The sequence below is a fragment of the Hyphomicrobium sp. CS1BSMeth3 genome (assembly GCF_900117415.1).
In the GTDB taxonomy this organism is placed as follows: domain Bacteria; phylum Pseudomonadota; class Alphaproteobacteria; order Rhizobiales; family Hyphomicrobiaceae.
Genome location: NZ_FPEI01000004.1, coordinates 983,848 through 1,010,122 on the forward strand (window position 1 = coordinate 983,848; position 26,275 = coordinate 1,010,122).

Here is a 26,275-nt window from a genome sequence, read left to right on the forward strand (position 1 = left end):
GCTTGGCGCGGGACGTTAGAGCAAGAAGGGGGGAAGCCCAAGGGGGCCGGCGCGCATGGCTGAGGCGAGCCCCGGACGGCCTTGACCGGCCTCCCGGCCCAGAGGAGCAAGCCCATGTGCTCGCGGTACAATCTGACGGTGCAGGTGGAGGCCGTCAGGGCCTATTTCCAGGTCGAGAATGGCGAGCCGTACCCGCCCCGCTACAACATAGCGCCGAGCCAGCCCGTGCTGATCCTGCGCCTCGACCACGCCCGCGAGCGCGAGCTGGCGCTGGTCCGCTGGGGGCTCATCCCCTCCTGGGCCAAGGACCCGGCCCGCCTGTCGAATCTCTTCAATGCCCGGGCCGAGAGCGCCGCCGAAAAGGCCTCCTTCCGCGGGGCCATGCGCCATCGCCGCTGCCTCGTGCCGGCCAATGGCTTCTACGAGTGGACGGGCAAGGCCGGCGCCCGCCAGCCGCACCTCATCCGGCGGCCGGACAGCGGGCTCATGGCCTTCGCCGGGCTCTGGGAAAGCTGGCTCGGCGCCGATGGCAGCGAGATCGACACGATGGCCGTCCTCACGGTCGCCGCCAACAGCACCCTCTCCTCGCTGCACGAGCGGATGCCGGCGATCCTTCAGCCCGCGGACTTCGACGCCTGGCTCGACACCCGCGGCTTCTCCGCTGAAATGGCGGCAGAGATGCTGCGACCAGCACCGGCCGACCTCCTCGAGCATGTCACCGTCGATCCGCGCCTCAGCAACGCCCGCAACGAAGGGCCGGAGCTGATCGCGCCCTATCGCGGCACGCTGCTGTAGCCGCGCCTAGAGCACGTTCATTGCAGATGGAAGCGCTCGGCCCCACGAGCAGCCTCGTCCCTCCCCCCTTGTGGGGGAGGTTAGGAGGGGGGGATTGCAGAACATCAGCGGCAGGGATTCCCCCCACCCCTAGCCCCTCCCCACACTCGCGCCGAAGGCGCGCCTTCGGCGCTGGGGGAGGGGGATTGCGATTCTATTTTGATCGAACAAGTTCTAGCCGCCCGCTCAGCACTGCCATTGGAACTCGGCCGTCTTGTAGCCCGCGTGGATCTGGCGCAACACGAACAGGCAGGCGCGATCGCCGACATATGCCTCGGCCCTCTCGCCGATCGCCAGCCCCTTCTCCTCGCCCTGGATGCGCACGCCGACAAGATCGCGACGGCCGCGGTAGGGTGCCGCAACGAAAGTGACGAGGGCGCTGGCGCTGCCGATCTGGATCTCGCGGCTCGTTCCCCGCTCGAGGGTGATAACCTCGGCCAGAGGGGCCTTGTAGGGCAGAGCGACGGCGAGAGCTGCCCTGTCCAGCGGCGGATCGCCGAAAGCCGCTCCGCACAGCACCTGGAAATCGGCCTCTCGCGTCTTCAGGTTGATCTCGCGGAGGAAGATCCCGCACACTTCTTCCGGCCGGCTCAAGTGCACGAACTGGCCGACCCCTAGGCTCGCCGTTTCGCCGTTGACGCGGATCCCGACCAGGTCCCGCCGCCCCCGATATGGCGTTGCAATCATCGAGAACAGCACACGACCGTCGAGCAGATCGAGGCTCTTGTCTCCGGTGAGCGTCCACGGATCGCTCGGCAGGGAGCCGGGCTGCGGCGAATTTGCCCGCGCGTCGGGAGCTGATGGCGCAGGCGCGGACGGCGTTGCCGCCGCTTGCCTGCTCGAAAGCGTCTGCAGGCGCTCGCGCGCGAGCTCGGCATAGAACGAGCTGCCATAGCGCTTGATGAAAGCTTCCAGCACCGCCGGGCTCGTGCTCTCCCTGGCAGCCGCCCACGCCTCGGCGGCCTCGTCGCGCGGTGAAGCAACGGCGGCGCTCGGTGAGGCTGCGTTGGGCGCCCGGGGCGCGGCATCGAAATAAAAGCGGCCCGTGAGCGAGGAATGCTCCCAGGGCACCTGCTTGTTGCCCGTCGACTGCATGACGTCATTGCGCACGGCAATCAGCAGCGAGCTCAGATCCTCGCTGGACGCGCGCATGTTCCGCACGAGCGCGCCGGCGAACGGCGAGTTCCGACCGCCCCCATCGAGCGCGACGTTGCCGGGCTGCGTGGAGAAGCTGATCAGCGTCCCGACGCCCGCTTCGACACTCGCAAGGCCGCGGCCGATGCCGGCCGAGCGCGTCCCCATCGAACGCGCGAGGTTCTTCGCCAGCGGGTTATCGCGGCAGGCATCGAGGAACAGGATGTTCGTGCGCGCATGGCTCTCCATGGTGCGCTGAACGAGATCGAGGCGCACCATTTCGAAATCGAGCGCCGCCGCAGCCGAGAGCTCCGCATCGACCGGAACGAGATAGTTCTGTCCCTGCACCTGGATGCCGTGGCCGGCATAGAAGAACACGCCGACGTCGGCCCCCTGAAGCGCGGCGGCAAAGGCCCTGACCGTCCGGTCGAACGCGGCCTTGTCGAGGTCATAGCCTTCGACGATCTGGAATCCGAAGCTCGTGAGCGCGGCGGCGACATCACCGGCGTCGTTCCGCGGATTGGCGAGCGTCGGCGTGTGCGCGTAGGCCGAATTGCCGATCACGAGCGCGACGCGCTTCTGCGCGCTGGCCGTCTCTGCAAAGCAGAATGCACCGACGACGAAAGCAATCAATACATGCAGCAATGCGCGCATTCCAAAATGCTCCGGTCTTCGGAAATGAAGCAGGCCCCTGCGGCACGCGATCACTGCGGCGCCACGAGGCCTATCATGCGCGAGCGAAAGCCCGTCGACAATTACACTTCGCCGCGCTCGAAACGGCGCGAGAAATCCGTATGACCACCCGAGGCGAGAATGCGCGCCTGCTCGATCCAGTTCTCGCGCTCGATGCGGCCCTTGAACTCGAGCTTGGCATTGACCGTGCTCACGTCATCGGCCGTCCAGTTGGCGATCTGCTCGTAGCTCGAAATGCCGAGCGCATTGAGCTTGCGCTCGATGAGCAGGCCGATCCCGCGAATGCGCTTGAGATCATCCGGCGTCGCGGGCGAGGCCGCAGCCATGCTGTCCGGCGCGCGGAAGGCTTCCGAACGCACCGAACGCATACCGGAGAGGTCCGGCGCACGCTCCGCGGGCTCGCTCTCGACGGCCGCAGCCTCGACTTCAGGAGTGGTGGTGGGCGCCGCCACGACAGCGGGCGGTGCTTCTGTCGAAGGTGCTGCCGCGGCGACGGGCAGGACGGCCGTCGGCTCCGGCGGACCGCCGCGCTCGTCGAAGGCGCGCGAATAGGCGGTCGCGCCGCCGCGCGCGAGGATCTGCGCCTGCTCGATCCAGTTCTCGCGGCTGACCCGGCCGCTGAAGCCGAACAGTCCTTCCACGCGCGTGACGTCGTCCGCGCTCCAGCCCGCGATCTGCGAATAACGCGTCACATCGTGCGCGCTCAGCACATCCTCGATCTCTACGCTGATGCCGCCAATGCGCTGGAGATTGTCACGGCCGCTGACGCTCGCCGGCACCGGCGAAGGAGCTGCTGCCACGGCCCGCGGCTCGGCGAACGCCGCCCGCGTGGAAACCTCCGGTCCGCGCTCGGGCAGCGGCGAAGCGGCATCGGGGCCTTCAGCGCGCAGCGCCACGCTCGCGAGGCCGGTGGCATAGGACGTGGCACCGCCGCGGGCGAGGATCTGCGCCTGCTCGATCCAGTTCTCGCGCTCGATGCGGCCGCTGAAGCCGAGGGCCTCGCTGATCGTGCGTACATGGTTGCTGCTCCAGGCCGCGATATCCGCATACTGGGCAACCCCGAGCTCATTGAGTTTCGCCGCCAGCTCGCCGTCGATCCCGCGGATCCGCGTGAGATCATCGCCGGCGGAGTCTGCCGGCTCCGGGGCAATCGGCGGCGTCGGGACGGCCATTCTCTCAGCCACCGCCGCGGCAACGGCGGCCGCAGCCGAGACGGGCTCGCCGATCGTGGTCCGCGGCGGCGCATCTGCGGCCTTCGCAGGAGCGGGCCGCGGAGGCTCAGGCTCGGCCACGGGCTCCGCTGCTGCGGCATCGCCCGGCGCATCGACATCGGCGCGACGGAAGGCCTTCGGCGGCGGCGATCCGGGGACCACCCGCGGAGCAGTCTCCGGAGCCGATGCCGGAGCAGATGCAGGCACGAAGACGACCGGCGGCCGGGAATCACGTGCCGGCGGCGTCGCGGGAGCCGGCGCCGCGCCCTGCCATTCGGGCTCCTCGACTTTCGCGGCCCCCGCGCCGAACAGCTTGCGGGCGAGACAGCCGACGATACAGCCCGCGAAATACGCGATCGTCAGAATGAGCAGCGTCTGCCAGGTCAGCGCGATCATCCACGTGCACTCCGAACCACTGTCACCGCTCTGCTCATGACCTCAGCGATCCTCGCGCCGGGAGCACGTGCTCCAGCCGACGAACACGCCGAGCAGGAAGGCGCAGCCCACGTAAAAAATCAGGTGTTGCAGCAGGTAGTCCATCGCCGGATCCTCGCTGGTATCACTTCGCCTTGACGGTGAACTCGATGCGACGGTTACGGGCCATGCCCTCCCGCGTATCGTTCGGAGCAACCGGACGCGATGCGCCATAACCGATCGCCTTCATGCGCTCGGCCGGCACGCCCCTCTGAGCCAGATAGTCGGCGACCGCCTGCGCACGCCGCTCCGAGAGGGGCTGATTGCGTTCGTCGATGCCCTCCGCGTCGGTGTGGCCCTCGATTTCGATCGTGACATCAGGGCAAGCCTGCGCCGTTTGCGCGAGCCTGCGCAGTGTCGGCAGGCTGCGCCGATCGAGCTCCGCGCTCGCACGCGCAAACTGGATCACGCCTTCGCTGGAGGCCGTGCGCAGGGCCTTCTGACAGGCCTCGGCCTCCGCATCCTTGCGCGCCTGCTCTTCCGAGACCTTTCGCGTCTCGGCATCGCGGACTTTCCGCGCGGCCTCTTCCTCGGCACGCTGCTTGGCGTCGCTTTCGGCACGCTGGCGGGCTGCAGCCTCGGCCGCGCGGCGCGCTTCCTCCGCCGCCCGCTGACGCGCCTCGTCCTCGGCGCGCTGCTTGGTCTCCGCTTCGGCGCGCACACGAGCCTGCGCCGCTTCGGCCGCACGCCGTGCTTCATCCGCGGCGCGCTGGCGGGCTTCGTCCTCGGTCCGCCGCTTGTTCTCCGCTTCGGCGGCCGCGCGCTTCTTCGCGGATTCTTCCGCCGTGCGCCGCGCCAGCTCCTCGGCGGCGATCACCGCATCGGAACGCACGACGACGACATCGCGGGCCGTATAGCCTTCGGGGACATCGCGCCCGAGTGCATCGCGAATGGCCGCCTGCGCCGCGACATCGCGCGCCTCGCCTTCGAGACGCAGCGTCTGCTCGGCGATCTCTGCCCGTCCCAGTCTGAGGCGCGCCAACTGCGTCAGCCCGGCGAGCGCGGTGCGCGTCCACTTCTCGGAGGCCGCATCGACGATCTGCATCCGGTCGACGACATTGCGGCCATCGAAGAGGCGAGCCGCGGTCGACATCAACTGATCGCGCACGGCCGCGCCCGGTACCTGCCCCTCGAGAACGACATCGCCTTGGGCGCCGGCTTGCGCCGACCAGCGCAGCGCGGGCTCCGCGGGTGTCTTGCTCGCGAGCCGAACCTCTGCATCGCAGTCGCGCCCGGCCGCCGATTGAATTTCACCCGGCAGGCTCCGCGCCGCGTCGGCTTCGGCCGTACCCTCGACGAGCATCCGCCGATTGGTGAGATCGAGCCGCCCATTGCCGAGCTTTGCCAGTGCCGCAATGCCGATGTCGAGGCACCGCTGCCAGCCCGGCGCCGCCCCCGTCCCGAGCTCGAGCTGATCCACGACCCGCACACCCGAGAGGCGTGCCTGCGCGAGCCCGAGCAGCGCCGCGCGGGCTGCCTCGCTCGGGGCATAGCCTCTGAGCGTCACGGCGCCTCCCTCGATGGACAAGGACGTCCGATAGGGGCTGACCGGCTTGATCGTCGGCTCGCGGAAGGTGATCCGCTCCGCCAGGCGATAGGCGGCGGGAATGCCCTCTTTGAGCTTGGCGCGCACCTCTTCAGCAGTCGCCTCGCGGATGGCCACGCCGTTGAGCGTGATCGTCTGATCGCGCAGCTCGGCTGTGCCCTCTTCGAGCTGCAGGAGCTCCCGGAGCACGACCTGCGCCGCCGCCGCCCATCCATCCGGCTCGCCGCGCGCCGGCATCATGCCATCCGTCAGGCGTACCTGCGGCGAGAGCTGCCGGAGCGCCGCCAGGAGATCTCCACGCGCCTGATCGCTCGGCACGGCGCCGCGCACATCGAGCTGGCCGTCGGCGAGGCGCGCGGTCAACACATAGGGCGCCACGATCGGCGGCTCGACCCGATCGGCCTTGAGGCTGATGCCCGGCGGCAGGCCGGTCGCCAGTGAGCTCTTCAACGTGCGGTACGTGCCTGCGTCGACCGCCTCGCCGGTCACCGTCAGCTCGGTGCCTTCCAGGCGGATGGTTCCTGCTTTCAGAAGTGCGAGCTGCTTGAGCGCGAACCCGACGCCGCCGAGCCAGATATCCAGCGCGGGAGCGCCACGCGCGAGCGTCAACCGGTCGACGATCTCGTTGCTCGGGTAGGTCGCGCGCGCAATGCCGATGATTTCGCGGCGCGTCTTCTCGTTCGGCACGAGGCCGGTGAGGCGCACGCGGCCTTCGCGTTTGGTGGCGGACCAGTCGTAGCGCTCGACGGCGTCGATGAGGCGCGCATCATTGCGCACGATCCGCACGCCAAACGTCCGCGCCACGCCATCCGCCGCGCGGGCCGGCTCTGCTTCCTCGGCGGCGAGACCCGTGAGTATGGCGTCGCGTCCATCGAATGTTGCGTTCGCCCATCCAAGTCCGGCCGCATCGAGCGTCTGCCGGGCGCGATCGCTCAGATCCTTCTCGATGCGCCCGCGCTCGCCGATCACGGCTACGCCCGCGAGCAGAAGAATTGGGATGATCCCGAGAAGCCAGCGTAACGGATTACACTTCATACCGACCCCACTCCGAGCACCAGCGCCGCATCGGGCGCTTGTCCCGCCCCTGCGCGTCGATAGCTCCCCTTTGCCGGCCTTTCGTCCGATGGGCCCCCGCACACGTGTTGCAGGCGCCCGCCCGTGCTCCCTGCCGCGCCCCATTCCGTCGCGCAGCCTTGAGCCTTCGAGCGAGCCCGACCCCCGTCGTAAGCCTCGTTTTGCCGGCCACTATAGACAAGGCATACGCGCTTTCCAAGACAGACAGGAGGTCAATCTCGAACAGGGGTAAAGCCTGAACAAGACGGAATTTCAGTCATTTGGAGCCTAAAGCAGCGGCCTTGTATTCCGCCTCACGTCGATGCGGGCGGGGAGCGAACGGCAAGTCCAAAGCTGCTCTAGAACCATCAAGTCTAAAGCGTCTTTGGACCTCGAATGCGACATTGAGCCCGACCCGAACCGAGGGTCGCATTCGAGGTCCGACGCTTTAGGCGCCTACCCGTTGGGCGTTGGCGGTCGGCCGCTCGGAGGCGTCAGCCCTTCGCCTGCCGCGCGTTGACGCAGCCCCGCACGCACGCTATCGACGATGCAGCCGAAGACGAGCCGCAATTCCTGGAGCAGCGGGCCTTTCCATGGACAAATTCACGCAACTGACCGGCGTCGCCGCCCCGATGCCGGAGATCAATATCGACACCGACCGGATCATTCCGAAGAATTACCTGAAGACCATCAAGCGGACCGGTCTCGGCACGGCGGCGTTCGCCGAGGTGCGCTATGACGAAAACGGCAAGGAAAACCCGGATTTCGTTCTCAACAAGCCCGCCTATCGCAAGGCGCAGATCCTCGTCACGGGCGAGAACTTCGGCTGCGGCTCGAGCCGCGAGCACGCTCCGTGGGCGCTGCTCGACTTCGGCATCCGCTGCGTCATCTCGCCGTCATTCGCCGACATCTTCTACAACAACTGCTTCAAGAACGGCATTCTGCCCATCAAGCTGCCGCAGGAGGATGTCGACAAGCTGATGGACGACGCCGGGCGCGGCGCGAATGCAGTCATCACCGTCGACCTTGAGAAGCAGGAGATCCGCGGCCCCGATGGCGGCGTGGTCAAGTTCGACATCGATCCCTTCCGCAAGCATTGCCTGCTGAACGGCCTCGACGACATCGGCCTGACGCTTCAGCACGAGAAGCAGATCAGCGACTACGAGAGCCGCCAGAACGCCGACAAGCCCTGGCTCGCAGCTTAGTTTTCTGATTGCTGCGGCCTGCCGAGGGGAGAGGAGGGCCGGCTGTCCGGCCCCCTAAACTCAAAACTTGTAGTTCAATCCAAGTCGCGCGATCTGGGTTGTCAGGTCGACCGAATGCGCGAAGGGAATTGGCTGGCCACCGCCATCCCACGGCGTATCGGGATAGGTCGTGGTGCGAAACGAGCCCAGATCCGCGTACAGATACTCGGCTTTGATCGTCCAATTGCGATCCAAAGCGAATTCGGCTCCCGCGCCTACCGTCCAGCCTATCCGATGACTCGTTTCAGACGCATCATCGTTTGTCGGCAAAGATGCAAGCACCGTCGTTTGATTGAACGACACCTTCGAGTATGCGAGGCCGCCCGTGACGTAGAGCAGTCCGCCGCCCGCGGCGTACCCGAGCCGCGCGCGCAGCGTTGCGAGATTGTTCGCTTTGACGGTGGTCTCGGTGGTAAAATTGGAAGCGGCGCTCGGCAGCATTTGCGTGCTGGATGCCTGCCCTTTGAAGCCAAGCCGTCCGATATCTATCTCAGCGCCAAGCAGAAGGTTGCCGAATTGGACGCTGTATCCGGCTTGTCCCCCAATACTTAGCTCTCGATGCCTCCACCTTATGCTGCCAGCGGCGTTTATTGCCTCTGCGTCCGCAGGATAAAAATATGGAGGATTGCCGTCACCGATGGGCGTTCGAAGAGATTTGCGAACGTCGCTCCAAGCGGCTCCTAGATTGGGACCAACATAGAAGCCCGACCAATCGCGCTCGGCGGCCGATGCTTGAATTGATGTTGCGCCCCACACGCCCGCAGCGAGTGTCGCCGCGAACAGCACTGCTGCCGCTTTCGTCATCGTCCCCCCGTATCACAACAGGGAAAGGACCCACTCTCCCCGAAGAACCCGCGGGGGCATGGGTTAAACGCCTGATTCGCTCCACGCGGAATTCGATGGGAGCAGCGCGAGTGAATGCACGTTACTTGAAAGGCACACTACGAAGCTGGCGCGGGTGCGTCAGTTGCCAAGCCCCTTCAGCCCCTCGGCGAAGCCCTTGAGCGAGACCGGGATGCCGATGCCGGCCTCCTCGGTCTGGTAGATGATGAAGACCGCCGACTGCCCCTTCGACAGCCGCTCGATCAGCGTCGCGTCGGCGACGACCTGCGCATAGCAGGCGAAGTTGTGACAGCGTAGGAACGGCGCGCTGCCCACATCCTGACCATCGACCTTGAGGCCCAGCCCCGGCGGCAGCAGCACGCCGAGCGGCGAGAAGACGCGCAGCACCTGCTGGCCATTCGAGAAGCGCTGGAAATACACGGTGAGGCCGACGTTGTTGCGGTCCTCGGCGGCAACGCTCTGCACGAGCGCGCACGTCTCGTTCTTGGCCCCCGGCGGCGGCGGGCGGCACACGATCTGCCAGTCACCGTGCTGCGCCTTGACGGTGCCATCCTGCCCCGGCCCGAGTTGTGCCTGCGCCGCAAATGCGCCGGCAAGCAGCATCAGTGCAGCGGCCACGAGCCGACAGCTCAGTTCACGCCATTCCTTCACGCGATGGGTCCCCTCTACGTTCGGCGCTGCTCTGAGCGGTGAATCCGGCCGAAGTGCGACCAGCCCCAGGGCCGTGCGCCAGATGCCGGGGCCTTTCGATCCCTCGCGAAGGCTGTAATACTTGAAATGAATCATCCCCGCTGAACGGCCGGCAGCATAAGCACGCGTGGCCGGTCCGTACAACCGCACGCCAACAGGACTGGTGAAGGATCGCAAGCCATGAAAACACGCGCCGCCGTCGCTTTCGAGAAGGGCAAGCCCCTCGAGATCGTCGAGGTCGACCTCGAAGGCCCCAAGGCGGGCGAAGTGCTCGTCGAGGTGAAAGCCACCGGCATCTGCCACACCGACGAGTTCACCCTGTCCGGCGCCGATCCCGAGGGTCTCTTCCCGGCAATCCTCGGCCATGAAGGCGCGGGCGTGGTGGTCGATGTCGGCCCCGGCGTCACGAGCGTCGCCAAGGGTGACCACGTTATTCCGCTCTACACACCCGAGTGCCGTTCCTGCCCGTCGTGCCTCTCGCGCAAGACGAACCTCTGCACCGCGATCCGCTCGACACAGGGCCAGGGCCTCATGCCCGACGGCACGAGCCGCTTCTCGCTCGATGGCAAGCCGATCCACCACTACATGGGCTGCTCGACCTTCTCGAACTTCACGGTGCTCCCGGAGATCGCCGTCGCGAAAGTGCGCAAGGACGCACCCTTCGACAAGATCTGCTACATCGGCTGCGGCGTGACGACCGGCGTCGGCGCCGTCATCAACACGGCCAAGGTCGAGCCCGGCGCGACGGCCGTTGTCTTCGGCCTCGGCGGCATCGGCCTCAATGTCATCCAAGGGCTGCGGCTCGTCGGGGCCGACATGATCATCGGCGTCGATCTCAACAATTCGAAGAAGGAGTGGGGCGAGCGCTTTGGCATGACCCACTTCGTGAACCCGAAGGAAGTGGGCGGCGATCTCGTCGCGCACCTCGTGAACATGACAAAGCGCGGAGCCGACCAGATCGGCGGCGCCGACTACACCTTCGATTGCACGGGCAATGTCGAGGTCATGCGCACGGCCCTCGAATGCTCGCACCGCGGCTGGGGCCAGTCGATCATCATCGGCGTTGCCGGCGCCGGCCAGGAGATCAAGACGCGCCCCTTCCAGCTCGTCACCGGGCGCGTATGGAAGGGCACGGCCTTCGGCGGCGCGCGCGGGCGCACGGACGTGCCGCGCATCGTCGACTGGTACATGGACGGCAAGATCCAGATCGATCCCATGATCACGCACACGCTGCCGCTCGCCGACATCAACAAGGGTTTCGACCTCATGCACGCCGGCGAGAGCATCCGCAGCGTGGTGGTATTCTAATCTGCAGGCTGCCCATTGGCCCGGCCCTCGGCTGACCCAGCCGGGCCGGGCCAAGTTCGTCTTGACGGGCGAACGCCGCGGTGTCATGTGCAGAAAAATACGCTGCAATAGATGCTTGCGCATAAGACCGAGGACAAAAACTCGGCGACCGAGGTGCCGACAAGTGCACCGGACGAGGGAACGCACATGGTAATTTCGCATGCGGATTAGGAACCGCCAGGACTTCGCGACCGGGCTGTTCTTCATCGCCATCGGCCTCGGCGCCTACTGGATAGCTGCCGACTACCCCATGGGGACGGCCATGCGTCCGGACACGGGCGTGCTGCCGAAGGCGCTGGCGTGGCTGCTCGCCGGCACCGGGATCATCCTCGCGGGAAAATCCCTCGTTGCTGACGGCCCGCACCTCACCGAATGGGCGTGGCGTCCTGCCCTGATGATCACGCTCGCGACGATTGCGTTCGCCTTGCTCGTCGACCGCGTTGGCCTTGCGGTCACGATGCTCGTGTCGATGACGCTCGCCGCCTTCGGAACCCCCGAGACGCGCTGGCGCGAGTATGCGCTGTTCGCGATCTTCATGGTTGTGCTCGGCGTTGTCGTCTTCATCCTCGGGCTCGGCATGCCGATCCGCATCCTGCCGCAGGGGCTCTCATGGCGCTAGACGGCCTGCTGGCAAATCTGGCGCTCGGGCTGTCCGTCGCTGCCACGATGCAAAACCTGATGTGGTGCCTCATGGGCGCCGTCATCGGCACGGCCGTCGGCGTACTGCCGGGCGTCGGTCCGGTCGCCACCATGGCGCTGCTGCTGCCGGTGACGTACGTCCTGCCGGCCGACGGCGCGCTCATCATGCTCGCGGGCATCTACTACGGCGCGCAGTACGGCGGCTCGACGACCGCGATCCTCGTCAACCTGCCGGGTGAGTCGAGCTCCGTCGTGACGACGCTCGACGGCTACCAGATGGCCCGCCAGGGCCGCGCCGGACCGGCGCTTGCCATCGCGGCCATCGGCTCGTTCTTCGCCGGCTGCGTCGCGACCATCCTCATTGCCGCAGCAGCACCACCCCTCACGCGGCTGGCGCAGCAGTTCGCTCCCGCGGATTATTTCTCGCTGATGGTGCTCGGCCTCGTATTCTCCATCGTGCTCGCGCGGGGATCGATCATCAAAGCCTTCGGCATGGTCTTCCTCGGCATGCTGCTCGGGCTCGTCGGCACGGATGTGAACACGGGCAATCTGCGCTTCACCTTCGGCATCAGCGATCTCTTCGACGGGCTCGGCTTCGTGCCGCTCGCCATGGGGATCTTCGGCATTGCCGAGATCATCGCGAACCTGACGAACCCGGAGCGACGCGATCTGGTCAGCTCGAAGGTCAGCAATCTCTGGCCCTCGCGCGAGGACTTCCGAAGGAGCCGCGGTCCCATCCTGCGCGGCACGATCCTCGGCAGCGTCCTCGGGCTCCTGCCCGGTGGCGGCGCCGTGCTCGGCTCCTTCTCGGCCTACACGCTGGAAAAGAAAGTCTCGAAGACACCGGAAAAATTCGGCACGGGCATGATCGAGGGCGTCGCCGGCCCCGAGAGCGCCAACAACGCCGCCGCGCAGACCTCGTTCATTCCCATGCTCACGCTCGGCATCCCATCGAATGCGGTCATGGCCATGATGATCGGCGGCATGATGATCCACGGCATCATTCCCGGGCCGCAGGTCATGGAGCAGCGGCCGGGCCTCTTCTGGGGAATGATCGTCAGCATGTGGTTCGGCAACCTCATGCTCATCATCCTCAACCTGCCGATGATCGGACTCTGGGTGCGCCTGCTGCTCGTGCCTTACCGCCTGCTCGCGATCGCCGTGCTCTTCTTCTGCTGCATCGGCGTCTACAGCCTCAATAACTCCGCGAACGAGGTGCTGTTCATCGCGGGCTTCGGCCTGCTCGGCTATCTTCTCATCAAGCTCGACTGCGAGCCGGCGCCGCTGCTGCTCGGCTTCATCCTCGGCCCCATGATGGAAGTCTATATGCGCCGCGCCATGCTGCTCTCGCGCGGCGATCCGTGGGTGTTCTTCCAGCGGCCGCTCTCGTTCGCATTCCTGGTCCTGGCTGGAATTCTTCTCCTGCTCGTCGTCTTGCCGGCCATCCGCAAAGGCCGCGAAACGGCATTTCAGGAGTAATGCTGCCCCTCGAAAATGAGCTGATCAAAGTTTCAGAACGACTAGGAGGAAGCACTATGCGACGTCGTGAATTTCTGACCATGGCCGGCGCCGCGGCGGTCACCAGCTTTTCCATTCCGCGCGCAACGGCGCAGGTGGCGAACTGGCCGGAGCGCCCGGTCCGCTGCATCATTCCTTACGCGCCGGGCGGCGGCAGCGACCTGATCGGCCGCCCCTGGGCCGAGGCGCTGAGCCAGACATTCGGCCAGCAGTTCGTAGTCGAGAACCGCGGCGGTGCCGGCGGCATGATCGGCACGGAAGCGGTCGCCAAGGCGCCGCCCGATGGCTACACGCTTCTGGCCACGCCGGGCGCGACGCTCACCGTTCTGCCGCATCTGCGCAAAGCCCCCTACGATGCGACCAAGTTCGTGCCGTGCGGCCGCACCGGCGACTTCGTCACGGGCTTCTCGATCAACGCGCAGGTCGGACCGAAGACGTTCGCGGAGATGCTCGACTACGCCAAGAAGAACCCCGGCAAGCTCTCGTACGGCTCGGCGGGCCTCGCGACCGCGACCCATCTCCGCCTCGAGATGCTGAAGTTCAAGGCCGGCATCGACATCCTGCACGTGCCCTACCGCGGCAGCGCCGACGCGCTCAATGACCTGCTGCCGAACAACGTGCAGATGATGAACGAGATCAACAACATTCCGCACGTGAAGGCCGGCAAGCTGCATCTGCTCAACATCAACGACACGCAGCGCCATTGGGACTTCCCGGACATCCCGACGCTCACGGAGCTCGGCTATCCGGATTCGGACGTGCCGATCTGGTACTCGATCCAGGGCCCGCCAGGCATGCCGCAGGAAATCGCCGAGAAGCTCAACGCCGCAATGGTGAAGCTCGCCCAGACGGACGACATGAAGAGCAAGCTGCGCGCCGTCAGCGCCTCGCTGCCCGTCCAGTCCACCAAGCAGGTTGCGGAATTCTTCGCGGCCGACTCCCAGCGCAATGCCGACCTGATCAAGGCTGCGAAGGTCAAGCTGGAATAGCCCTCTTCCCAGAAGTATCAGGACAAACAGTTCGGCCAGCGATACGCTCGCTGGCCGAATTCATTTGAGCCGCACATGAGGCCCCGCACCGTCATGCCCAAGCACTCGGATCTCCTTTCGCTCTCCTCCGTCGAAATGCGCCGCCGCATCGGCTCGAAGGAAATCTCGCCCGTCGAGCTCCTCGAGGCGTGCATCGAGCGCATCGCCGAGATCAATCCGGCCGTGAATGCGGTCACGGCCACCTGCTATGCGCGGGCGCGGCGCGAGGCAAAGGCTGCGGAGAAGGCCGTTCGCGACGGCGAGGCGCTCGGCGCACTGCACGGCCTGCCGGTCGGCGTGAAGGACCTCGAGAACACCGGCGGGCTGCTCACGACCTACGGCTCGCCGCTCTACAAGGACAACATCCCTGAGAACGACACCGTGATGGTCGCGCGCATTCGTGCAGCCGGCGGTGTCGTGGTTGCCAAGACGAACGTGCCCGAGTTCGGCGCGGGCGCGAACAGCCGCAATCCCGTGTGGGGCGCGACGGGCAATCCCTTCGATCCGACGAAGAACGCCGGCGGCTCGTCGGGCGGCTCGGCAGTCGCACTCGCGACCGACATGCTGCCTGTGTGCACGGGCTCGGACACGGGTGGCTCACTGCGCATTCCGGGCGCGGTCAATGGCGTCGTCGGCTTCAGGCCCTCGCCGGGCGTCGTGCCGCACACCATGCGCCCCATGGGGTGGTCGGCGATCTCGGTGCTCGGCCCCATGGGCCGCACGGTCGCCGACACCTGCCAGCTCATGGCCGCGCAGGCCGGCCAGCACGCCATTGATCCGCTGAGCTACGATGTCGATATCGCCGGCCTCGCAGCACCAAAGCCAGTCGATCTCGGCGGACTCAAGGTGGCTTTCACCGAGGACTTCGGCACGAGCCCGGTCGACAAGCCCATTCGCAAGGTGTTCCGCGACCGCGTGAAGGCCATGCGCCATCTCTTCCGGCGCTGTGATGCCATCGAGCCGGATCTCGGCAAGGCCGACGAGTGCTTCGACGTCGTCCGCGCGATTGCCTTCGTCGGGCGCTATCGCGATGCTTACGAGAAGGATCCCTCGACGCTCGGCCCGAACATCCGCGCGAACTACGAGCTCGGCGCGAAGATGAGCATGGCCGACGTCGCCTGGGCCCATCTCGAGCAGACGCGCATCTACCGGAAGTTCCAGACGCTGTTCGATGAGTACGATCTCATTCTCGCGCCGACCGTGCCGGTCTCGCCCTTCCCGTGGACGCAGCTCTATCTCGCCGAGATGAATGGCAAGCCGCTGCGCAACTACTACCACTGGCTCTCGCTGACATACGTCGTCACGCTCGCGACCAATCCAGCGATCTCAATTCCCTGCGGCGTCGATCACGCGGGTTTCCCCTTCGGCCTCCAGGTCGTCGGCAAGGCGCGCGCGGATGCCTTCGTGCTCTCGGCAGCGCACGCCATGGAGCAGGCATTCAACGCGAGCGATGAGCTGAAGCGCCCGCTGCCGGACCTGGACAAGCTGATGAAGCCGACGCCGGCTCTCAAGTCGATCGTGACGGCGCCGCCGAAGCGCACGGACATGAAGTAACAGCGAGGGCGCACGCCCATGATCCTCTACACGCTCGCCATCGCATTCCTAATCGGGCTCGTGCGCTGGCGCGTGTGGACCGTGCCCCTGCTTACGGTCGCGGCCGTGGTCGTGAATATCGGAGTGGTGGCGAACTGGAATTTCGAAGTCTGGCGGCCCTTCAACAATCCAATCTTCATCGATCTCGTGCTGAAGCTCCTGCTGGTGAACTTCGTCGCGTCAGTGATCGGCTATGGCGTGGGGCGCCTCATCGCCTTCATCATGGGCTATCTCGCGCGGAACTTCCGAACGCCGATCGAGTAGAGCCTATCGCCGCACCACCGGCCGGCCCAGTGTCGCGCCGATGATCTCGAGCCCACCGTCGATCGCATCGCGCCATGTGAGCGGGCAGCGCGGATGGACGCCAAATGCCGGCCGCCGCTCCTCGACGAGCAGCGACGACGGCAGATGCACGAAACCGATGCGATGCTCGCGCGCGGATCGTCGCGCCATGTCGAGCGCCGTATAGAGCGTCGCGTTGCAGAGATAAGCCCCGGCATCGCGCGAGATGAAGGCCGGCAGCCCGCGACGGCGCAACCGCGCGACGATGGCGCTGACCGGCACCGTGCTCGCCAGGTACTCGTGCCCCTCGGCCCTCAGCACCGGCGACGCCGGAAAGACGCCGGCCGCATCGGGCAGGAAGCCGAGACGATTGCGCCCGCGCGCCTCGATCTCGAAACCTCGCGCGCGCGACGACACACCGAAATGCAATGCCACGGTCGGCGTCAGACCCTCATAGAGCCCGTAGAGGTGCTCGATACCAGCGGCCCACTCGGTCGGCAGCGTGCGCGTCTCGAAGACGATCCCCGGGAAGGCCGCGCGCGCTGCCTCGGCCAAGCGCGGGACGAGCAGCGATGTCGCATTGGCCGGCACGCTCGGAAAGGGCCCGAAGCCAGTGAGCAGCACGGTCGTGCGACCATTGAGCATGGCCGTCAGGTCTCCGACGATTTGCCAGCGCGATCCTCGCTGAGCAGCGTCATCACGCTCTCGACAGCCATGGCCGGCGTCAGGCGCCCGAGCCGCACCTCCGCTTCGAGCTGCCCCATGCGCTCCACGATGTGCGCGCGGCTGCGCACCTCGTCCATGAGGCGGTCGGCGAGCATGTCGTGCATCCAGGTCACGGCCTGCGTCTGACGGCGCGCGAGGAAGGCGCCGGTGCCGGTCATGATGCGCCGGTGCTCCTCGATCTTCTGCCAGAGCACGTCGAGGCCCTTGTTCTCCTGTGCCGACATGGTGAGCACGGGCGGGCTCCAGCTCGGCGAGACGGGCGTCAGCAGATTGAGCGCGCCCTGGTATTCGGCCGCCGAGCGCGAGGCCCGCGCGACATTGTCCCCATCGGCCTTGTTGATGACGATCATGTCGGCGATCTCGATGATGCCCTTCTTGATGCCCTGGAGATCGTCGCCGCCGCCGGCGAGCAGCAGCACGAGGAAGAAATCGACCATCTCGGCAACGGCCGTCTCGGACTGGCCGACGCCCACCGTCTCGACGATCACGACATCATAGCCCGCGGCCTCGACCACCAGCATGGTCTCGCGCGTGCGCCGCGCCACGCCACCGAGCGTGCCCGATGTGGGCGAGGGGCGGATGAAGGCATTCTCGCTCGACGAGAGGCGCTGCATGCGCGTCTTGTCGCCGAGAATGGAGCCGCCCGTGCGCCGGGAGGTCGGATCGACCGCCAGCACCGCCACGCGGTGTCCGGCATCGATCAGGTTCATACCGAGCTGATCGATCGTCGTCGACTTGCCGACGCCCGGCACGCCGGTAATGCCGATGCGGTGCGCCTTGCCGGTATTGGGGCCAGCCTCCGGCAGCAGGATCTGCAGCAATGCCTGCGCGCGCGTACGATGTGCGGGCTTGGTGCTTTCGATCAGCGTAATGGCGCGCGCGAGCGCTGCGCGGTTACGGGCGCGAATGCGCTCTGCGAGCGCCTCGAGCGAGAGTGCGTCGAAGCTCTGCCGGCCGAGCGCCGCGGCAGATCCCCCGGCCGGCTCGCCGTTGGCACCATCACCCACCATTCAGAAGCACCACAGGCGTTGCCCGAGCGTCGACAAATCGACGAGCAGCGCTTCGCCCCTGACGGCGACGAGATAGAGCGCGCCCATCATGAGCAGGGCGAGCGCCAAGGTCAGCCCGAGGCGCACCGCGCGCGGCATCCGCTCGGGCACTTCGGCCGCCGTCTGCGGCGCAACTTGCGGTTCACTGATCGAGGTCATGCGTGGCCTCCTCAGGTCGCGGGCTGTTCCCTGAGCCGTGCGACGGGACGCTCGCGGATCGGCCAGTGAATGAGCGCCGCAAACATCGCGAGCGCGATCGAAATCCACCACATGCTATCGTAGGATTTGGTGGAGTCATAGAGGGTTCCGGCAAGCCACAAACCCGCGAACGAGCCGAGCTGGTGCGACAGGAAGACGAAGCCGAAGAGCATCGACATCCATTGCGTGCCGAAGAAGATCCCGACCAGCGTCGAGGTCAGCGGCACGGTCGAGAGCCAGAAGAGCCCGAGCAGCGCCGAGATGGCGATGATCAGCCACGGCGTCAGCGGCAGGAAGAGCAGCCCCAGGAACGCGAACGAGCGCATGAAGTAGATGAAGCTCAGCCCGACGCGGCGCTCGACAAAGCGGGCCGACTGGCCGGCGGCGTACGTGCCGATGATATTGGCGACGCCGACCGCCATCAGCGCCCACACGCCAACCCACGACGGCATTCCGAGATCGGAAACGAATGCCGGCAGGTGAACGCCGTAGAAGGCAAGGTGGAAGCCGCAGACGAAGAAGCCTGATGTCAGCAGCCAGAAGCTCGGATGCCGGAAGGCTTCCTGGAAAGCCTCGACCAGCGTCTGGGATTTGGCGGCACCAACAGCGGACGGCGTCGGCTTGCCCGCCAGCGGCCAGGCCAGCGGAAGGATCAGCAGGCAGGTGGCCGAGATGACCATCAGGCTGGCTTTCCAGCCGATCGTTTCGATCAGCACATGGGCATAGGGAAATGCGATGAGTGTGCCGATGCCGCTCGCCATACCGAGCGACGCGATCGCGGCTGTGCGCCTTTCGGCCGGCGCTGCGCGGCCAACAGCACCGACAAGAGCGGGAACGCCCGTTCCCGCGACGCCGGCGCCCGCGAGAAGGCCCGCAATATAGAGGTCGAGCGGGTTCTGCGCAGTGGCCATGAGATAGAACGAACTGACGGTCGCGAGCCCGGAGACGATGAGGACGCGCCCGGCGCCGTATCTGTCGGCGACGGCGCCCGCCACGATCGTCAGCACGCCCCAAGTGAGGTTGGCGATTGCCATGGCATTGGAGAACGGCTCGCGCCCGATGCCGAGTTCTGTGGTCAGCGGCTTGAGATAAAGCCCCATGACCTGCCTGAGCCCCATGGCCAGGCCGACAATCGTACCGGCGGCAAGAATAACCAGCCACAGCGGGCGCGCGGGCCGCGCTGCGGCAATTGCTTGAGCTGACATTCTTCGGTCCAACCAGATGCTCGCCGGCTGACGCTGAAGAAAAGCGCGGGCCGCGAGGCAGGAAGCTGCAGCACTGTTTCGAGTGTCTTATGCCCTGCGCCGGGGCTCCATGTCGAGTTGCGGCGGAGACCCGCAAGGCTGCATTGCCGGCCGCACATTTCCTTGAGCCGCGGCAGTAGACCACCAGCGCGCGGGCGATCATCGACAATATAAGGCTAAGATGATCCGTTTACCGAGTTAATCGGAGAGCTTTGTCAGGTAACTCCCATCGAGATTAAGCTTTTCTTAGAGCCGCGAACCGGGACCGGCTGCCCAGCGGGCGTCGCTCAGGAGAGAGCCACATGTCGAAGACCGCACTTCTCACTGCCGCGACGGCGGCCTTGCTCGGTGCCCTGTCGTTTGCCGCAGCTCCGAGCGCCGAGGCAGGTGGCTACAAATACGGATACCGCTCCAGCGGCGTCATCGTTTTCGTCGGCACACCGCCCTACGTCTATGACGGCTATCGCCCGTACCGCGGCCCCTACTACTTCCGCCGCGAAGGCATCTACCAGCAGCCGGAAGGCATTTTCCGCCCCGCCGGCATCGTCTACAGGCCCTATTACGCCGCGCCGAGCCCCGTCTACTGCCGCGGTTGGGGTTTCAAGTACGACCGCCGCTGGGTAAAGCCCAAGAAGTGGCGCTGCATGGCCTGGTAGGCCCCTCAGGCCGCCGTCGCCGCATCACTGACAGTTCCAGCGCCCTCGATCCTCACCGGTCGGGGGCGCCGCCGTTTGGCGGCCCAATCCTCACAATGCCGACTAAATTGCTGGCGCCCGCTCAATCGAACAGTGAACTTTGTTCTGTACACCGATCCTGGAGACCAACCGAAGTCGCCGCCCGGGCGTCCACGCTCGGGTCCAGGAGAGAAAAACACATGTCCAATGTCGCCGTTTTCGCCGCAACCGCCGCCACGGCAATCGTAGCCCTGTCACTTGCCAGCGCCACGGGCGCGGAGGCGCGCAAGCACCGCCATCACCATCATCACCGCGGCGTGTCCGTCGTCATTGGCGCGCCGCTGGTCTACGGCGGCTACTACTACGGCAGCAGGCACTACGGATACGCCCCGTCGTCCTACTATCGCGGCGGCTTCGGCCCCGACTGCCTGCGCTGGCAAAGGTATCACTCCCGCAGCGGGAAGGTGAAATGGCGTTGCGTCGCCTGGTAAGCGTACTCCCCCACGCCAGTTGACGCTCCTCGCGCCCCCTTGACCCACGGGTCCTGGGGGCGCTCGCGTTGGAGCGCGCGATCGCTGAGCCTCAGCGGCAGACGAGCACCGGGATCGTCGTGTGCGTGAGGACTTTCTGGGTCTCGCTGCCGAGCAGCACGGCCGAGATGCCGCGGCGCCCGTGCGATGCCATCACGATCAGGTTGGCGGCCTTCTGCTTGGCCGTATCGATGATCGCCTGCCAGGGCTGGTCGTGCTCGACGTGCACGGTCTCCATGTCGACGCCAAGTGCCGTCGCCTTGCTCTTGAGAACCGTGAAGTGCTCGGCAACCCGCGCCGCGATCTCGGCGCGGATCTCCTCGGTCGGCAGCGCCACGACGACGCCCTCGTAGACCATCGGCGCCGGCATGCTGGTCACCCGCACGACGATGACCTTCGCGCCCACGGCCTTGGCCATGGCGAGACCTTGATCGACCGCCTTTTCGGCGAGTTCGCTGCCGTCAGTCGCAATCAGAATGCGGTCGTACATCAGTGCCTCTCCTTGTTCGATGCAGAATTCTCGATTGGCGGCAGGCCTAGTGTGATGATCGAGAAATTCGCCACTTGTCGCGGCACGCTATCGAGCGAATTTCTCGATCTGAACCACACTAGCAAGACTACAATTCCAGTGTCCCTTTTGATCCCGAAGCTCGCTCGGGACACTAGTGCGACATCAGCGTGGGCACGGTCATGTGCCGCAGGATATGGCGCGTGACGCCGCCGAACACCATCTCGCGCAGCCGCGAATAGCCGTAGGCACCCATGACCAGCAGGTCGGAGCCGTTGTCGGCGAGACGCGAGAGAATATCGTCGGCGACGCCGATCTCCTCGGCAACGGACTTCTGCACCGTAACCTTGACGCCGTGGCGCGACAGCGCCGCCGCGATCTGGGTGCCGGGCAATTCGCCCGGCTCGGGCTCGGCCCCACCGCCGACGACACAGAGCAGCGTGACCACCTCGGCGCCCTTCAGCAGGGGCAGGGCATCGAACACGGCGCGCGCGCCCTCCCGCTTCCCGGACCAGGCGACCGTAACGCGCTTGCCGATCTCGCCATAGGTGCCGGCATAGGGCACGAGCAGCACGGGCCGCCCGCCCTCCATCATGAGGCGCTCGGGAAAATCGAAGAGGCCTGAAAGCTCCCAGTCGGGATCGGTCTGGCTCGCGACAATGAGGTCCGAGGCGCGGGCGTGCTCGAGAACGGCGGACGGCAAATCGCCATCCTCGATCCTGAGCTCACGCCATTCGCTTACGAACGGCCGGTTGGCCACCGCAGTCTCGAACATTTCCTTGAGGTCCCTGACCCGCTGGCCTTCGGCTGCGATGATCGCCTCCACGTCGGCAGGCGCCATCATCGGTGCTGCAAACGAAAAGGTCGGGGTTGCATCGATGCCGATCAGGTGCGTGTTGAAACGCTCGGCAAGACGTCCGGCGACGCTCAGCAGCACCTTGGCGCGACCCGGATTGGAGATCTGCGTCGTAATGGTTTTCCAGGCCATGGGCCGACCTCTCCGCTTTTGTCGCAATTGCGCGTGACATGAACATTGAACGGCGCGCGTCCGGCCGCCTTGACACGCATCAAGGCAGTCCGACGCCAGTACGTATGTATGGAACATAGGAGCGCGCCGGCCAGTTCCAAGCCGGCGGCGCGCCTGCCAATGCACACGCCGAGGGGGCCCCGAATGCTTCGTCAAGCGAGAGCCGACGTCCTGGCGGCCATCGTGCTTTCACGCCCGCTCGGCATTTGCGCCATTGCCGTCGCCCTTCTTGTGCTCGGCACGACGATCGCGCGCACGACGGAGTCGTGGGAGGTCCTGCTGCGGCACCAGCTTCAGGAGCAGCAGCGCTGCGCCCTCGACAAGGTCCTCATGGTGCGCGAGGTGCCGGTCGGCAATATCGTCGGCCTTGAAGGCCGCATCCGCTGTGCGGATACGCGCGAGTTCGATTTCAAGCGCGAGCGCGAGAACGAGCGTTTCACGATCCGCCTCTGCGAGCCCGTCAACGTGTGCTGAGCGCACACGAAAGCGATCAAACCCGGAAGTGCTTCGAGAGCTTCAGGCCCTGCGCCTGATAGTGCGAGCCGAGATCCGTGCCGTACAGCACGCTCGGCACCGCCGTCATGCGCTCGTAGATGAGCCGGCCGATGATCTGCCCATCCTCGAGAATGAAGGGCACTTTGTGGCTGCGCACCTCGAGCACGACGCGCGCGCCCGCGCCGCCGGCCGGCGCGTGACCAAAGCCCGGATCCATGAAACCCGCATAGTGCACGCGGAACTCGCCGACGAGCGGATTGAAAGGCATCATCTCGGCCGCATGTGTCGGCGGCACGTGCACGGCTTCCTTGGAAGCGAGAATGTAGAACTGGTCAGGATCGAGGATCAGGCGCTGGCTGTCGCCGACGACGATCGGCTCCCAGTAGTCGGCGAGCGGACAGGAGCCCGGTGCGTCGACATCGACGAGGCCCGTGTGGCGCCGCGCACGATAGCCGATGAGACCCTTGCTCTCGCCGACGAGATCGACCGAGAGCGCGATGCCGCCGCGAACATCGGCCGCCGCACCGCCGCGCACGAGCGTGACCTTCTTGTGCAGGGCTTCGAGCGCATCGTCCGTCTCGACGGGATCGCCCGCGCGAAAGCGGATCTGGCTGAGCATGGAGCCGCGGCGCACGACAATCGGGAAAGTCTGCGGGCAGATCTCGGCATAGAGCTGGCCGGCATAGCCCGCAGGGATCGTGTCGAAGGACGAGACGCCATCCGCGATCACGCGCGTGAAGACATCGAGCCGGCCCGTCGAGCTTTTCGGATTGGCGGCGGCGGCGATGTCCGCCGGCAGTGCGAGGCGCTCCTGCAGCGGCACGACATAGACGCAGCCCGTTTCGAGGACGGCGCCGGAACTGAGGTCGATCTTGTGGAGCGACAGCTCCTTGAGGCGATCCATGACGTTCGTGCGGCCGCCCGGGCCACCAGGCAGAAAGCTCGCCCTGACGCGATAGGCGACGTCGCCGAGACGGAGATCGAGGCTCGCCGGCTGGATCTGGGTCGGCGCGAAGGCGCGCTCCGCATGGATCGCCCCCGACACGACCAGGGCGCGGATGTCCTGAATAGGCAGAATTCCTGCCCGCTGACTGGGCTTCGCGCGCGCTTTCGGCATAGGAGCTCCCTCACTAGTGTGGTGGTTCCGAAGTCCGCCATCCCCTTCGCGGCAGGTGTCGGAGGCGGACTTCGGAAGCTGAACCACACTAGAAGCATAGACTTGCTAGTGTCCTTTCGATCGCGAAGTTCGTTCGAGAGCCCGCCACAGATGGTGACGAACTTCGCGATCGGGACACTCGTGCCGCTCGCGCATAGCCCATCCACCCATTGACGCCAAGCCCGAGGATGCGATAATCCGCGTCTCAGACGTCGTGGTGATTTGGCCGGCCGGCTTGCAGCCACGTAAAACAACTCGCTAAAAGGGCCGTGCGGAACCGGTTTCCTGGTCGCGCCCGGCACATGCGGGTGACCACGAGGCCGGTTTTAGTTTTCTTGGGGGCGCCCCGCGTGTCCCGCCGACAGGAGACCCGCAGATGGCAGACCCCGTCCCCCCGTCCATCCCCGCCGAGTGGAGCCCCGAGACCGTCCTCGTCCATGGCGGCACGATGCGCTCCCCCTTCGGCGAGACCTCCGAAACGCTCTACCTGACACAGAGCTACATCTACGGGACGGCCGAGCAGGCCGAGGCCCGTTTCAAGGATGAGGAGCCGGGCTTCATCTACTCGCGCTTCTCGAACCCGACCGTGGCCATGCTGGAAGAGCGCATCCGCCTGCTCGAAGGCGCGGAAGCGGCGCGCGCGACGGCGACGGGCATGGCGGCGGTGACCTCCGCGCTGCTGAGCTATCTCAGTGCCGGCGATCACGTCGTCGCGGCAAAGGCGCTCTTCGGCTCCTGTCGCTATGTCGTCGAGGAGCTTTGTCCGCGCTTCGGCATTTCCTGCACGCTCGTCGACGGCACGGACCTCGCCGCATGGAAGAAGGCCATCACGCCGAAGACCAAAGCCGTCTTCTTCGAGACGCCGGCCAATCCGACGCTCGATCTGGTCGACATCCGCGCCGTCTCGGATCTCGCGCACGCCGTCGGCGCGCTCGTCTTCGTCGACAACGTCTTCGCGACGCCCCTCATGCAGAAGCCGCTCGCACTCGGCGCCGACGTCGTCGTCTACTCCGCGACCAAGCACATTGACGGCCAGGGCCGCTGCCTCGGCGGGCTCATTCTCTGCTCGGCGCAGTTCCTCAAGGACTATCTCCAGGTCTTCCTGCGCCAGACAGGGCCATCCATGAGCCCGTTCAATGCCTGGGTACTCCTGAAAAGCCTCGAGACGCTGCCCGTGCGCGTGCGCGCGCAGTGCACCGCCGCCGCCGAGATCGCGGCTACGCTCGAGACGAAACCCGGCATCACGCGCGTCCTCTACTGCGGCAGCAAGAACCATCCGCAGGCGGAGCTCGCCCGCAAGCAGATGAGCGGCGGCGGCCAGGTCGTGACCTTCGAGGTCGCGGGCGGCAAGGCGGCGGCATTCCGCTTCCTGAATGCGCTGAAGATCATGAAGATCTCGAACAATCTGGGGGACGCAAAAAGCATCGTCACGCATCCGGCGACCACGACGCACCAGCGTCTCAAGCCCGAAGCCCGTGCCGAGCTCGGCATCAGCGACGGCATGATCCGCCTCTCCGTGGGCCTCGAAGCGCCGGTCGATCTCCTCGCGGACCTCGATCGCGGTCTGGCAGCCATGCGCGCGGGGTGACGAAAGGCCTGATCGGTGGACAATGGCGGTCCGGTCTGCTCGAATATGACCGGACAAAGCCCGCCACTGAATCCAGGGAAATGATCATGAATGCGATCGATCCGCCGGCCACGGCGCAGGCGCGCGCGCTTGCCGCGCGCTACGGCACGGAGCCCAAGCCGGGCCAGCTTCCCTGGAACGATGTCATCGCGAGCCTGATGGGCCATCGCTCCGTGCGCGGCTATCAGACGACCCCGCCACCGCCCGGCACGCTCGAGATCCTGATCGCTGCCGCGCAGTCGGCTGCGACGAGCTCGAACCTGCAGACGTGGTCGGTGATGGAGGTCACGGATCCCGAGAAGCTGAAGGTGCTGGCCGAGGTCGCCAACGGGCAGAAGCACATCATCGAGTGCCCGATCTTCCTCGTGTTCATCGCCGATCTCTCGCGCAACGAGCGCCTCGGCAAGGCCGAGGGCGCGACGCTCGAGGTCCTCCCCTATCTCGATGCTTTCCTCGTCGCTTCGATCGACGCGGCCATGGCGGCCCAGAACGCCGTTATCGCGGCGGAGTCGCTCGGCCTCTCGACGGTCTACATCGGCGCGCTGCGCAACAACGTCACGCGGGTCGCGGAGCTGCTTGAGCTGCCCTCGGGCGCCGGCCCCGTGTTCGGCCTCTGCATCGGCTACGCGAAGCCCGAGTCGGCCGGCGAGGTGAAGCCGCGCCTGCCGCAGGAAGTCGTGCTGCACCATGACCGCTACTCGACGGCGGGCGAGACTGAAGCACGCGCCACCTACGACAAGCGGCTCGAAGCCTTCTCGCGCCGCCACGAGATGGCGGCCTACACGTGGACACAGCGCGTCATCAATCGCATGGCCAAGCTCAATGCGCTCACCGGCCGCGATCGGATGAAGGACGCCTTCAAGGCTCTCGGTTTCCCGCTGCGCTAAGAGCGCTCGCGGGACATAGCGGGGG

General features: G+C 66.2%; 25 protein-coding genes and 1 riboswitch. Of the genes, 13 read left to right on the top strand and 12 right to left on the bottom strand.

Annotated elements, in window-relative coordinates; all coding sequences use genetic code 11:
• The first annotated feature begins 114 nt into the window (after positions 1 to 114).
• Entirely contained in the window at positions 115 to 795 is a 681-nt protein-coding gene (locus CS1BSM3_RS08900) for an SOS response-associated peptidase (protein ID WP_072386616.1), read from the top strand.
• Between the two features lie 225 nt (positions 796 to 1,020).
• Here CS1BSM3_RS08900 and CS1BSM3_RS08905 read toward each other — a convergent pair whose 3' ends face one another.
• From CS1BSM3_RS08905 to CS1BSM3_RS08915, 3 genes are all read right to left on the bottom strand, one after another.
• Positions 1,021 to 2,622, bottom strand: a complete 1,602-nt coding sequence (locus CS1BSM3_RS08905) for a caspase family protein (protein ID WP_072386617.1) — start codon at positions 2,620 to 2,622, stop codon at positions 1,021 to 1,023.
• Between the two features lie 101 nt (positions 2,623 to 2,723).
• On the bottom strand, positions 2,724 to 4,268 hold the full coding sequence (locus CS1BSM3_RS08910; RefSeq protein WP_072386618.1) for a hypothetical protein: 1,545 nt from the start codon (positions 4,266 to 4,268) through the stop codon (positions 2,724 to 2,726).
• Between the two features lie 163 nt (positions 4,269 to 4,431).
• Entirely contained in the window at positions 4,432 to 6,927 is a 2,496-nt protein-coding gene (locus tag CS1BSM3_RS08915) for an OmpA family protein (RefSeq protein ID WP_072386619.1), read from the bottom strand.
• Between the two features lie 611 nt (positions 6,928 to 7,538).
• On the opposite strand from CS1BSM3_RS08915, the gene leuD reads away from it, so the two are divergent.
• Positions 7,539 to 8,150 (top strand): 3-isopropylmalate dehydratase small subunit, encoded by a 612-nt coding sequence (gene leuD, locus CS1BSM3_RS08920; protein WP_072386620.1) that lies wholly within the window; start codon positions 7,539 to 7,541, stop codon positions 8,148 to 8,150.
• Between the two features lie 60 nt (positions 8,151 to 8,210).
• Here leuD and CS1BSM3_RS08925 read toward each other — a convergent pair whose 3' ends face one another.
• Together CS1BSM3_RS08925 and CS1BSM3_RS08930 are read right to left on the bottom strand one after the other, a co-directional pair.
• Positions 8,211 to 8,993 (bottom strand): outer membrane protein, encoded by a 783-nt coding sequence (locus tag CS1BSM3_RS08925; RefSeq protein WP_072386621.1) that lies wholly within the window; start codon positions 8,991 to 8,993, stop codon positions 8,211 to 8,213.
• Positions 8,994 to 9,152: 159 nt separating this feature from the next.
• Entirely contained in the window at positions 9,153 to 9,650 is a 498-nt protein-coding gene (locus tag CS1BSM3_RS08930; RefSeq protein WP_244540458.1) for an invasion associated locus B family protein, read from the bottom strand.
• Positions 9,651 to 9,902: 252 nt separating this feature from the next.
• On the opposite strand from CS1BSM3_RS08930, the gene CS1BSM3_RS08935 reads away from it, so the two are divergent.
• The 6 genes from CS1BSM3_RS08935 to CS1BSM3_RS08960 all read left to right on the top strand — a co-directional run bounded on the left by CS1BSM3_RS08935 (position 9,903) and on the right by CS1BSM3_RS08960 (position 16,111).
• Positions 9,903 to 11,030, top strand: a complete 1,128-nt coding sequence (locus CS1BSM3_RS08935) for an S-(hydroxymethyl)glutathione dehydrogenase/class III alcohol dehydrogenase (protein WP_072386622.1) — start codon at positions 9,903 to 9,905, stop codon at positions 11,028 to 11,030.
• Positions 11,031 to 11,229: 199 nt separating this feature from the next.
• Complete coding sequence (locus CS1BSM3_RS08940; protein ID WP_072386623.1) at positions 11,230 to 11,688, top strand: tripartite tricarboxylate transporter TctB family protein; 459 nt, start codon at positions 11,230 to 11,232, stop codon at positions 11,686 to 11,688.
• On the top strand, positions 11,679 to 13,187 hold the full coding sequence (locus CS1BSM3_RS08945; RefSeq protein ID WP_072386624.1) for a tripartite tricarboxylate transporter permease: 1,509 nt from the start codon (positions 11,679 to 11,681) through the stop codon (positions 13,185 to 13,187). Before CS1BSM3_RS08940 ends, CS1BSM3_RS08945 begins: the two co-directional genes overlap by 10 nt.
• A gap of 56 nt (positions 13,188 to 13,243) precedes the next feature.
• A complete protein-coding gene (locus CS1BSM3_RS08950; RefSeq protein ID WP_174263655.1) occupies positions 13,244 to 14,215 on the top strand; it encodes a Bug family tripartite tricarboxylate transporter substrate binding protein in 972 nt (323 codons plus the stop codon).
• A gap of 75 nt (positions 14,216 to 14,290) precedes the next feature.
• Positions 14,291 to 15,808 carry an amidase gene (locus CS1BSM3_RS08955; protein WP_244540459.1) on the top strand — a complete coding sequence of 506 codons (1,518 nt, stop codon included), beginning with the start codon at positions 14,291 to 14,293 and terminating at the stop codon, positions 15,806 to 15,808.
• An 18-nt stretch (positions 15,809 to 15,826) separates the two neighbouring features.
• Positions 15,827 to 16,111 (top strand): hypothetical protein, encoded by a 285-nt coding sequence (locus tag CS1BSM3_RS08960; RefSeq protein WP_072386626.1) that lies wholly within the window; start codon positions 15,827 to 15,829, stop codon positions 16,109 to 16,111.
• 3 nt (positions 16,112 to 16,114) lie between these two features.
• Here CS1BSM3_RS08960 and CS1BSM3_RS08965 read toward each other — a convergent pair whose 3' ends face one another.
• Genes CS1BSM3_RS08965 through CS1BSM3_RS08980 form a run of 4 tightly spaced genes read right to left on the bottom strand, consistent with a single transcriptional unit; the run spans position 16,115 to position 19,307 of the window.
• Positions 16,115 to 16,774 carry a pyroglutamyl-peptidase I gene (locus CS1BSM3_RS08965; RefSeq protein WP_072386627.1) on the bottom strand — a complete coding sequence of 220 codons (660 nt, stop codon included), beginning with the start codon at positions 16,772 to 16,774 and terminating at the stop codon, positions 16,115 to 16,117.
• A gap of 5 nt (positions 16,775 to 16,779) precedes the next feature.
• Entirely contained in the window at positions 16,780 to 17,865 is a 1,086-nt protein-coding gene (gene meaB / locus CS1BSM3_RS08970) for a methylmalonyl Co-A mutase-associated GTPase MeaB (protein WP_083528451.1), read from the bottom strand.
• On the bottom strand, positions 17,866 to 18,063 hold the full coding sequence (locus CS1BSM3_RS08975; RefSeq protein ID WP_072386628.1) for a hypothetical protein: 198 nt from the start codon (positions 18,061 to 18,063) through the stop codon (positions 17,866 to 17,868). It lies immediately after the preceding gene.
• 11 nt (positions 18,064 to 18,074) lie between these two features.
• Complete coding sequence (locus CS1BSM3_RS08980) at positions 18,075 to 19,307, bottom strand: MFS transporter (RefSeq protein WP_072386629.1); 1,233 nt, start codon at positions 19,305 to 19,307, stop codon at positions 18,075 to 18,077.
• Positions 19,308 to 19,648: 341 nt separating this feature from the next.
• Here CS1BSM3_RS08980 and CS1BSM3_RS08985 point away from each other — a divergent pair, with 341 nt between their 5' ends.
• Together CS1BSM3_RS08985 and CS1BSM3_RS08990 are read left to right on the top strand one after the other, a co-directional pair.
• Positions 19,649 to 20,002 (top strand): hypothetical protein, encoded by a 354-nt coding sequence (locus CS1BSM3_RS08985; protein ID WP_072386630.1) that lies wholly within the window; start codon positions 19,649 to 19,651, stop codon positions 20,000 to 20,002.
• Positions 20,003 to 20,220: 218 nt separating this feature from the next.
• A complete protein-coding gene (locus CS1BSM3_RS08990; protein WP_072386631.1) occupies positions 20,221 to 20,511 on the top strand; it encodes a hypothetical protein in 291 nt (96 codons plus the stop codon).
• Positions 20,512 to 20,602: 91 nt separating this feature from the next.
• On the opposite strand, the gene CS1BSM3_RS08995 is transcribed toward CS1BSM3_RS08990, so the two are convergent.
• Both CS1BSM3_RS08995 and CS1BSM3_RS09000 read right to left on the bottom strand, forming a co-directional pair.
• Complete coding sequence (locus CS1BSM3_RS08995; protein ID WP_072386632.1) at positions 20,603 to 21,040, bottom strand: universal stress protein; 438 nt, start codon at positions 21,038 to 21,040, stop codon at positions 20,603 to 20,605.
• Between the two features lie 172 nt (positions 21,041 to 21,212).
• Positions 21,213 to 22,046: a universal stress protein gene (locus CS1BSM3_RS09000; protein ID WP_072386633.1), complete on the bottom strand. Its 834-nt coding sequence runs from the start codon at positions 22,044 to 22,046 to the stop codon at positions 21,213 to 21,215.
• Positions 22,047 to 22,229: 183 nt separating this feature from the next.
• Here CS1BSM3_RS09000 and CS1BSM3_RS09005 point away from each other — a divergent pair, with 183 nt between their 5' ends.
• Complete coding sequence (locus tag CS1BSM3_RS09005; protein WP_072386634.1) at positions 22,230 to 22,559, top strand: hypothetical protein; 330 nt, start codon at positions 22,230 to 22,232, stop codon at positions 22,557 to 22,559.
• 16 nt (positions 22,560 to 22,575) lie between these two features.
• On the opposite strand, the gene CS1BSM3_RS09010 is transcribed toward CS1BSM3_RS09005, so the two are convergent.
• On the bottom strand, positions 22,576 to 23,697 hold the full coding sequence (locus tag CS1BSM3_RS09010) for a 2'-deoxycytidine 5'-triphosphate deaminase (RefSeq protein ID WP_072386635.1): 1,122 nt from the start codon (positions 23,695 to 23,697) through the stop codon (positions 22,576 to 22,578).
• 243 nt (positions 23,698 to 23,940) lie between these two features.
• Positions 23,941 to 24,019: riboswitch (SAM riboswitch) on the top strand.
• Positions 24,020 to 24,112: 93 nt separating this feature from the next.
• Here CS1BSM3_RS09010 and metZ point away from each other — a divergent pair.
• Positions 24,113 to 25,324: an O-succinylhomoserine sulfhydrylase gene (metZ, locus tag CS1BSM3_RS09015; RefSeq protein ID WP_072386636.1), complete on the top strand. Its 1,212-nt coding sequence runs from the start codon at positions 24,113 to 24,115 to the stop codon at positions 25,322 to 25,324.
• A gap of 86 nt (positions 25,325 to 25,410) precedes the next feature.
• Positions 25,411 to 26,250: an NADPH-dependent oxidoreductase gene (locus tag CS1BSM3_RS09020; protein WP_072386773.1), complete on the top strand. Its 840-nt coding sequence runs from the start codon at positions 25,411 to 25,413 to the stop codon at positions 26,248 to 26,250.
• Positions 26,251 to 26,275 lie beyond the last annotated feature (25 nt).